Annotated in this window: 6 protein-coding genes and 1 pseudogene; 6 read left to right on the top strand and 1 reads right to left on the bottom strand. The window is 68.9% G+C overall.

Annotated elements, in window-relative coordinates; genetic code table 11:
- Positions 1-152: 152 nt before the first annotated feature.
- A pseudogene (locus QSK21_RS32420) lies at positions 153-380 on the bottom strand (transposase domain-containing protein); the annotation flags it as partial.
- Between the two features lie 264 nt (positions 381-644).
- On the opposite strand from QSK21_RS32420, the gene QSK21_RS32415 reads away from it, so the two are divergent.
- From QSK21_RS32415 to QSK21_RS32395, 6 genes are all read left to right on the top strand, one after another.
- Positions 645-1,415, top strand: a complete 771-nt coding sequence (locus tag QSK21_RS32415; protein WP_285701378.1) for a transposase family protein — start codon at positions 645-647, stop codon at positions 1,413-1,415.
- Between the two features lie 145 nt (positions 1,416-1,560).
- Complete coding sequence (locus QSK21_RS36270) at positions 1,561-1,908, top strand: mycothiol transferase (RefSeq protein WP_352231356.1); 348 nt, start codon at positions 1,561-1,563, stop codon at positions 1,906-1,908.
- 283 nt (positions 1,909-2,191) lie between these two features.
- On the top strand, positions 2,192-3,298 hold the full coding sequence (locus QSK21_RS32410) for a DegT/DnrJ/EryC1/StrS family aminotransferase (protein WP_285701377.1): 1,107 nt from the start codon (positions 2,192-2,194) through the stop codon (positions 3,296-3,298).
- Positions 3,295-4,329: a Gfo/Idh/MocA family protein gene (locus tag QSK21_RS32405; RefSeq protein ID WP_285701376.1), complete on the top strand. Its 1,035-nt coding sequence runs from the start codon at positions 3,295-3,297 to the stop codon at positions 4,327-4,329. The genes QSK21_RS32410 and QSK21_RS32405 overlap by 4 nt, the downstream gene beginning before the upstream one ends.
- The gene (locus QSK21_RS32400) at positions 4,319-5,905 is read left to right on the top strand and encodes a glycosyltransferase family 2 protein (protein WP_285701374.1); all 1,587 of its coding nucleotides are present in this window, start codon (positions 4,319-4,321) and stop codon (positions 5,903-5,905) included. Before QSK21_RS32405 ends, QSK21_RS32400 begins: the two co-directional genes overlap by 11 nt.
- 3 nt (positions 5,906-5,908) lie before the next feature.
- Complete coding sequence (locus QSK21_RS32395) at positions 5,909-7,225, top strand: nucleotide sugar dehydrogenase (RefSeq protein WP_285701372.1); 1,317 nt, start codon at positions 5,909-5,911, stop codon at positions 7,223-7,225.
- The last annotated feature ends 2 nt before the right edge of the window (positions 7,226-7,227 follow it).

The following is a 7,227-nucleotide window of genomic DNA, read 5'->3' as shown; positions in this document are numbered from 1 at the left end:
CACAGCACGAACTGTGCGCGCGCCGCCACCGATCTGTCGTATTCCCCCTGGCGGATCACAGACTCAAGAGAGGAACGCTGCTGCTTCGACAACTCCACAACAGTCATTATTCCACTCCCAAGGAAAGCTGTAAATATTCTTCAGATACGAAATACTAGCTTACGCATAACCTCCTCGTAGTCGTCATCGAAAAACAAGCACATCGCCTGGCAAAAGCGCACCACGACGTGCGCCGGAAGCAATCGCGACCGCCGCTCACGCCGACCGGTCTCGTTCAAGACATCTTCGATGAAATCCCGAGGGATCACCTCGGCCAAAACACCCAAAGAGATCCGGTCTGTCAGCCTGACCGCCGACCTCGAGCCACCGGAACGCTTTATCTGTCCAACGCGAGCCACAGCCAAATGATACCAACAAAACACCTAACTTAGCGGTATTGGGCTATGTGGTGCGGGCGATGGTTTATCGTCGCGATCATGAGTGTTCTGTCGTCGACGTCGGCTTCAGTGAGCCTTTTTCAGCAGGGCATGTGAGGTTGCCGATCACGGTGTGATCACGGGTGGCGTGTCGTCTCCAGGACGTGGCGAAGCCCCTGGTGGATGGGCTGATCACCACAACCATCACCATGCCACCAGAGGCTTCGCATGCTTTTCTACCGTGCCGCGCTGCCGTTGTCGCGCCGGACCCTGGACTACGCCGCCGGCGTGATCCGCCGTCACCGCAAGGCCATCGGCAGCAAGGGCCGGGCACTGCCTGCCGGGGCCCAGGCGCTGATGGTGCTGGTCCACCTGCGCAAAGGCGAGACGTTCGCGCAGTTGGGGGCCGGGTTCGGAGTGTCGACCACCACGGCGTGGCGGTACGTCAACGAGGCCGTGGATCTGCTGGCCGCCCGCGCCCCGGGCCTGGGACGGGCCCTGCGGTCGGCTGAGCGCGCCGGGCATCCCTACCTGGTGCTGGACGGCACGCTGATCGCCACCGACCGGGTCGCGGCCGACCGCCCGTTCTACTCGGGAAAACACCGCCGCCATGGGATGAACGTGCAGGTCCTGGCATCCCCGGACGGGACCATCGTGTGGGTGTCGGGATCGCTGCCCGGCTCGGTCCACGACCTGAAGGCCGCCCGGATCTGGGGCGTGGTGCGCCTCCTGCGGACCTGCGGCCTGCTGGTCCTGGCCGATAAGGCCTACCAGGGCGCGGGCGAACACGTCCTGACCCCCTACAAGGGCCGCGGCAAACCCGAACCCCTCAAGGACGCCAACCGCGCCCACGCCCGGCTGCGCGGCCCCGGCGAACGCGCCAACGCCCAGCTGAAATCCTGGCGCATCCTGCGCAAACTCCGCTGCTGCCCCCACCGCGCCGGCCACCTCACCCGCGCCATCCACGTCCTGCAACTACGCGAGAGCAACGCATGCTGAAAAAGGCTCAGTCTTGCATGCTTCGCTGCGGAAGCAGTTCGAGGTGTTTCTTGATGAGCATCGGGCCGCGTTGAACGGCTGCTTGGACGGTTGAGCGAGGAGCAGGCGCGGCGGTCGCTGGTGGCATCCAAGACGACGTTGCTGGCTGCTCAAGCACGCCACCTTCGTTGAGAAGGTGTGGTTCGACGAGGCGATCACGTGCCGGTCGCGGGACGAGATCGGCATTCCCGGGTCGCCCGATGAGTCGTTCGATCTGGGGGAGGTCGACACGATTGCTTCCGTCCAGCGGGTCCACAGGGAGGCTTGCGCGGCGTCACGTCGGGCTACCGCTGGGCTGGCGTTGGACGACGTCGTGCGAGGCAACCGGCGAGGTCCGCTGCCGCTGCGTTGGGTCTACCTGCATGTGTTGCGGGAGTTGGCCCAGCACTGCGGGCACGCGGACATCCTTCGTGAGCAGATACTCGGCGACGTCCCACGCGGGGACGACGTGTAGGTCGGTCCGTTGCCTCGCGGGCTCGGGTAGGTTTGTGCTCTATTGCTCCCTAGCATGTGGGTATCAGGGAGTGATGGGGAGGTTTGTGGAAGGTTCCATGAAGGGCGTAGGGACGGCCTGGCTCTGAGGGTTGGCTGACAATCGTCACTCGCCGTGGTTGGGTTTGGCTAGAATCCGACCGTTAGGTGTGACCTTCCGCGAATATGTGCGCTGATCATTGCGCTCCGTTTCCCCCGTTGAGGAAGTCGCCCGCTTACGCAGTCGTGCCATGAGGAGCGTGTGCATGCCCGAGGAAGAGGAGCGGCCGATCCCCGCGGCGCGTCCCGTGATAGGGGATGCGGAGATCGAGGCCGCGGTACGGGTACTTCGTACCGGACGGGTCGTCCAGGGGCCCGAGGTCGCGGCCTTCGAGGAGGAGTTCTCCGCCCTGGTGGCGGGACGGCATTGCGTCGCGGTCAACTCCGGTACGTCGGCGCTGCACCTGGCCCTGATGGCGCTCGGTATCGGACAAGGGGACGAGGTGATCGTGCCCTCGTTCACGTTCGCTGCCACGGCTAATGCCGTGAGGCTGGTCGGCGCGGAGCCTGTGTTCGTCGACATCGAGCCGGGGTCGTTCTGCGTGGACGTCGATGCGGTCGCGGCGGCCATCGGGCCGCGGACGGCGGCGATCATGCCCGTCCATCTGTACGGGCATCCGGCGGCGATGGATCGGATCGGCGCGCTGGCGGAGCGGCATTCGCTCGCCGTGGTGGAGGACGCGGCGCAGGCGCATGCCGCGCAGTTGAACGGCTCGCCCGCGGGCGCCATGGGGACGGCCGGGTGCTTCTCCTTCTACCCGACCAAGAACATGCACACCCTTGAGGGCGGCATGATCACCACGGCGGACGCGGAGACGGCGCGGATGCTGCGGTTGCTGCGTAACCAGGGCATGGAGCAGCGCTACGCCAACGAGGTCGTGGGCGCGAACGTGCGGCTCACCGATGTCGCGGCGGCCGTCGGGCGCGAGCAGCTCAAGCGGCTTCCGGAGTGGACGGAGCGGCGAAGGGCCAACGCCGCGTTCCTGGACGCGAAGATCACCGGGGCCATCACCCCGCCCGTGGCGCCGGGTGTGCGACACGTCTACCACCAGTACACCGTCCGCGTGCCGGACGGCCGCCGGGACGCGGTGCAGAAGCATCTGGAGTCGCGGCGGATCGGGAGTGCCGTCTACTACCCGACGCCCGTCCACCGGCTCCTGCCGTTCCTGAAGGACGGGAAGCCGGATCCGCGCTGGGACCTGCCGGAAACCGAGCGGGCGGCTGCGGAGGTGCTGTCCCTGCCAGTGCATCCGTCGCTCACCGAGGACGAGCTGGCGCGCGTCGCCGACGCCGTGAACGAGGCGGTCGAGTGAGCGCCCCGCTGCGCGCCGGCCTGGTCGGGCTCGGCGTGATGGGACGTAACCACGCGCGGGTCCTGTCGGGGCTGGACGGTGTCGAGCTGGTCGGCGTGGTCGACCCGGCGGGCAAGCCTGAGGGCGCGCCGCACGGGGTGCCGCTGCTGGACGAGCTGGACGAGCTGCTGAAGCTCGGCGTCGACTACGCGGTGGTGGCGTGCCCGACCGCGCTGCACGAGGAGGTCGGGCTCGCGCTGGCCGAGGCCGGTGTGGGAGCGCTGATCGAGAAGCCGCTGGCGGAGTCGGTGGAGGCGGCCGAGCGGCTGGTGAAGGCGTTCGAGTCGCGCGGCCTGGTCGCGGGCGTCGGGCACATCGAGCGCTACAACCCGGCGTTGCAGAGCATGCGGAAGCGGTTGGAGGCCGGTGAGCTGGGCGAGGTGTTCCAGGTGGTCACCCGCCGGCAGGGGCCGTTCCCGCACCGCATCTCGGACGTCGGCGTCGTCAAGGACCTCGCCACCCACGACATCGACCTGACCGCGTGGGTGACCGGCCAGGACTACGTGTCGGTCTGCGCGCACACCGTGGCGCGCAGCGGACGGCCGCACGAGGACATGGTGTCCGCGGTGGGGCGCCTGTCCGACGGCTCCATGGTCAACCACCTGGTGAACTGGCTGAGCCCCCTCAAGGAGCGGACGACGGTGGTCACCGGGGAACGCGGCTGCTTCGTCGCCGACACGCTCACCGCCGACCTGACCTTCTACGCCAACGGGGAGCTGAGCACGGAATGGGAGGCGCTGCGGACGTTCCGCGGCGTGTCCGAGGGCGACATGATCCGGTACGCGATCCCCAAGCGGGAGCCGCTGCTGGTCGAGCATGAGCGGTTCCGGGACGCGGTCCTCACGGGCGCCGCCGGCGGCGAGCCTCCCGCCGACATCGTGACGTTGCGGCAGGCGCTGCGGACGGTCGAGGTGTCGGCGGCCGTTCTGGAGTCGGCGAAGCTCGGCCAGACGGTCGCGCTTCCGGCCCCGGGGGTGGCCGGTGCCGTCTGACCGGGTCGACGTCAGCGTCGTCGTCGCCGTCTACAACACCATGCCGTACCTGACGGCGTGCCTGAACTCGCTGGTGGAGCAGAGCATCGGGCATGACCGGATGGAGGTCATCGCGGTCGACGACGGATCCACCGATGGCAGCGGCGAGGAGCTCGACCGGTTCGCCGAGAAGCATCCGAACCTGTTCACGGTGCTGCGGCAGCCGAACTCCGGTGGCCCGGCCCGTCCCAGCAACCGCGCCCTGGACGTGGCGTCCGGCCGTTACGTGTACTTCGTCGGCGCCGACGACTACCTCGGGCCCGAGGCGCTGGAACGGATGGTGGCGGCGGCCGACGAGTGGGGGTCGGACGTCCTGGTCGGGAAGATGGAGGGCGTCAACGGGCGCTCCATCCACCAGGGGCTGTTCGACGGGAACCGGCCCGACCTCGACCTGTACGACTCGCCCCTGAAGTGGCTGCTGTCGAACTGCAAGCTGTTCCGCCGCGACCTGGTGGAGACGCACAAGCTGCGGTTCCCCGAGGACATGCGGATCGGCAGCGACCAGCCGTTCACCATCGAGGCGCTCGTCCGCGCCAAGAGGATCTCGGTCCTGGCGGACTACACCTGCTATTACGCGGTGACGCGCGAGGACGGCGGCAACATCACCCAGGGCGAGGTGGAGATCTACACCCGGCTGGAGTGCGCCGAACGCCTGTTCCCGTTCATCGCCGGAATACTCGAACCCGGCCCGCGACGGGACGCGATCCTGCACCGCCATACCATGTGGGAGCTGACCAAGCCGCTGCGGGAGAACCTCCTCGAACTCGACGAGGACGGCCGCAAGGACGTGTGCGCGCGGGTCGCGACCATCGTCGACCGTTACGTGACCGATGACGTGATGGCCCTGTTGCCCATCTGGCGCCGCGTCCGGTTGCGCTTGGCGCAGCGCGGCGACCTGGAACGCCTGTACGAGGCGATCCGGGCCGACGCCGCCAAGACCGCGTACCCGATCACGCTCAAGAAGGGCCGCGTGTACCTCGGCTACGTGGGCTTCGAGGATCCCGCCGCCGGCCTGCCCGACGACCTGTTCGAGATCACCAAGGGGCTGCGCAGGCGCCTGAAGGAGCAGGTCAGGGCGGTTGAGGCGAAGCGTGTCGGAAACGACGTCAAAGTGACCGTGCGCACCCCGTTCACCGGCCCCGACGCGGACGACCCCGCGACGGTCGGCCTCGCGCTCGCCCCGAGGGGCGTCCAGGAACGGACGCCCGTGGAGGGCACGACCCTCACCCGCGACCCCGGCGGGCAGGGTGTGACGCTGACCGCGCGGATCCCCCTGATGCCGCTGATCGCGTCGGGCAGGGGCAAGCACACGCTGAGACTGATCGTCCGGACGTCCGCGGAGGACTACGATGTGGCGATCCCGGCCGGTATGACCGCCGTCAAGGGGATCATGTGGCACCGGGCCATGCCGTACCTGCTGACGGTGAACGGCGACGCGCGCGGCTCCACCGCGATCCTTACACGCAGGATCGGTCCCCGTGCCGTCGCCGGACGGGTCCGGCGCGCGACGTCCAAGCTCCGAGGCGGAGGTAACTAGCACATGCGGATCTGCGTGGTCGCGCTCGGCAAGATCGGTCTCCCGCTGGCGGTGCAGTTCGCCCGCAAGGGACACCGGGTGATCGGCGCCGATGTGGACGAACGGGTCGTCGCCGAGGTGAACGCCGCCCGCGAGCCCTTCCCCGGCGAGGCCGATCTCGGCATGTACCTTGCCGAGACGGTCGGGGCCGGGCTGCTGACGGCGACCACCGACACGACCGCGGCCGTCGCCGAGTCCGAGGCGGTCGTCGTGGTCGTGCCGCTGTTCGTGGACGAGGCGGGCACGCCCGACTTCGGCTGGATGGACGCGGCGACCCGTTCGATCGCGGCGGGCCTCAAGCCCGGCACGCTGGTCAGCTACGAGACGACGCTGCCGGTGGGCACCACCAGGAACCGCTGGGCGCCGATGCTCGAAGAGGGCTCGGGGCTGGCCGCGGGGACCGGCTTCCACCTGGTGTTCAGCCCGGAGCGGGTGCTCACCGGACGGGTGTTCGCCGACCTGCGCCGCTACCCGAAGCTGGTCGGCGGGATCGACGCGGCCTCGGCGCGGCACGGCGTCGAGTTCTACGAGCAGGTGCTCGACTTCGACGAGCGCCCCGACCTGTCCCGCCCCAACGGCGTGTGGGACCTGGGCTCCGCCGAGGCGTCCGAGCTGGCCAAGCTCGCCGAGACCACGTACCGGGACGTCAACATCGGTCTCGCCAACCAGTTCGCGCGCTACGCCGACACCGTCGGGGTGGACGTCACCAAGGTGATCGAGGCGTGCAACACCCAGCCGTACAGCCACATCCACCAGCCGGGCATCGCCGTGGGCGGCCACTGCATCCCCGTCTACCCGCGGATGTACCTGTGGAACGACCCGTCCGCGACCGTGGTGCGGGCCGCCCGGGAGGCCAACGCCGCGATGCCCGAGTACGCCGTGGGTCTCCTCGCCGACGCCTACGGCGATCTCACCGGAGCCGGGGTCCTGGTGCTGGGCGCGTCGTACCGGGGCGGTGTGAAGGAGACCGCGTTCTCCGGCGTCTTCCCGACGGTCGCCGCGCTGAGGGAACGCGGGGCCGTCCCGTACGTGTCCGACCCGATGTACACCGACGCCGAGCTGGAGAAGCTGGGCCTGCCGCCGCACCGGGGCGAGCCGGTGTCCGCCGCGATCGTCCAGGCCGACCACGCCGAATACCGCGACCTGGGCCCGGACGACCTGCCGGGCGTCAAGGCCCTGGTGGACGGCCGCCGCGTCACCGACCCCGCGAGATGGGCCGGCGTGGAACGCATCGTCATCGGCGGCCCGGCCGAGGACTCGACGACATCCACCGAGAGGTGAGA

Source organism: Actinomadura sp. NBRC 104412 (genome assembly GCF_030269515.1).
GTDB lineage: Bacteria > Actinomycetota > Actinomycetes > Streptosporangiales > Streptosporangiaceae > Spirillospora.
This window is presented reverse-complemented; position numbering and strand designations above follow the sequence as displayed.